Annotated in this window: 2 protein-coding genes; both read right to left on the reverse strand. The window is 70.8% G+C overall.

All coding sequences use genetic code 11. The features are described from left to right. Positions 1 to 79: 79 nt before the first annotated feature. Positions 80 to 1042: a class C sortase gene (locus tag BN4252_RS00415; RefSeq protein WP_066524072.1), complete on the reverse strand. Its 963-nt coding sequence runs from the start codon at positions 1040 to 1042 to the stop codon at positions 80 to 82. Then, a complete protein-coding gene (locus BN4252_RS00420) occupies positions 1043 to 1324 on the reverse strand; it encodes a hypothetical protein (protein WP_066524076.1) in 282 nt (93 codons plus the stop codon). It lies immediately after the preceding gene. Positions 1325 to 1451: the final 127 nt, after the last annotated feature.

Consider the following 1451-nt stretch of genomic DNA (forward strand, 5'->3'; position numbering starts at 1 on the left):
TGTTACAATTAACTGTGGTATGCGGTCGTTGAAGCTGATCACCGTGAAGCCCGGCGGCGGCTGCGGATGTGTATAGGGATCAGGAGCCGGAGCCGAAGCCATAGCCGGCCGCGCCAGAGCCGGCACCAGAGCCGGCACCGGAGCCAGAGCCGGAGCCGGAGCCGCCAGAGCGCTGCTCGCGCGACCGCGCCTGCTCGCGCTCCCGCGCACGCCGCCGCCGGTCCCGCCAACGCTTCCACAGAATCAACAGCAGCACGAGCAGCACCAGCGACAGCACGGCGATCATCCACCAGGACCACACAAAGGCGGAGACGGCGGGCTCCGGCGCCGACGGGTCCAGGGGCGCGCGCTCCGCGTGCACGAGCAGCCGGTCGGTGTTCAGGCCGTAGGGCGTGCAGGTGATCAGGGTGATTTTGTCTTTGCCGGGCTCGTACGTCACGGCGTCGTAGCGGTCGGGTTTGACCACCTCGCGCGACACCATGCGGTAGCGCAGGCGCTCGCCCATCACGTCGATGAAGATGTCGTCGCCGGGCTTCAGCGACGGCAGCGCGTCGAACATGGCGGCGTTGACCATGCCGGTGTGGGCGGAGATGACGGCGTTGGTGCCGTCGCCGCCGACGGGGAGGGTGGAGCCGTACATGTGGCCGGCGCCGTCGTAAAGCACTTTGGGGCGCGTGGTGTGGAACACGGGCAGGTCCACGTCGATGGCCGGGATGCGCACGCGCGCCATGATGCGGTACTGCTCGGGCAGGGTGAGCTGCGACATGTAGTCCGCAAACCCCGGGTCGCCGTCCACGGCCGGCCGCGCGTGGGGCCCGGCCGCGAGCAGGCGTTGGTTGTATTCGTGGGCGAGGCGGAGCTGTTCGGCTTTGGCTTCGTCGGAAAGCTCCTGCACCGCGCCCGCGTACTCCTCGTTCTGCCTGATCGTGCGGTACTGGTAGGACAGCGTGGACGCGATCGGGTACAGCAGCAGGAGCGCGCCGAGGATCAGGATGAGCCAGGACGCCGCGTTTTTGCGCTTTTGCTTATCGACGCCCCCCACCTACCGCCCTTCCTCCCCGCGGCGCCGCAGCCACAGGCCGAGGATGATCAGCAGCGCGGCGATGCCGGTGATGCCCAGCACGCCCGCGCCGGTGGAGGCGAGGCCGCCTCGGCGCGCCGCGCCGGAGCCGGTCCCAGAGCCGGACCCGCTGCCGTCGCCGGACCCGGACCCGCTGCCGGGGGCGCGCGTGACCGTCTCGGTGACGGTGGCGCGCGAGCCGTCGGAGCGGGTGGTCTCCCGGGTGATCACCTCGGTGGCGGGGGCGGTCTCCGTGGCGGTCACGGTGGTGCGCCCGCCCCCGCGCTGGCCCTTCTACACCCCCGCAGCCGCCGACGACCTTACGCCGGGCACGACTCGGTGGCGCCAGGGTCGTGACCCGACGCCGAGAGAGGCGCAGCATACGATCGCG

The sequence above is a fragment of the Corynebacterium bouchesdurhonense genome (genome assembly GCF_900078305.2).
Taxonomy (GTDB): Bacteria; Actinomycetota; Actinomycetes; order Mycobacteriales; family Mycobacteriaceae; genus Corynebacterium; species Corynebacterium bouchesdurhonense.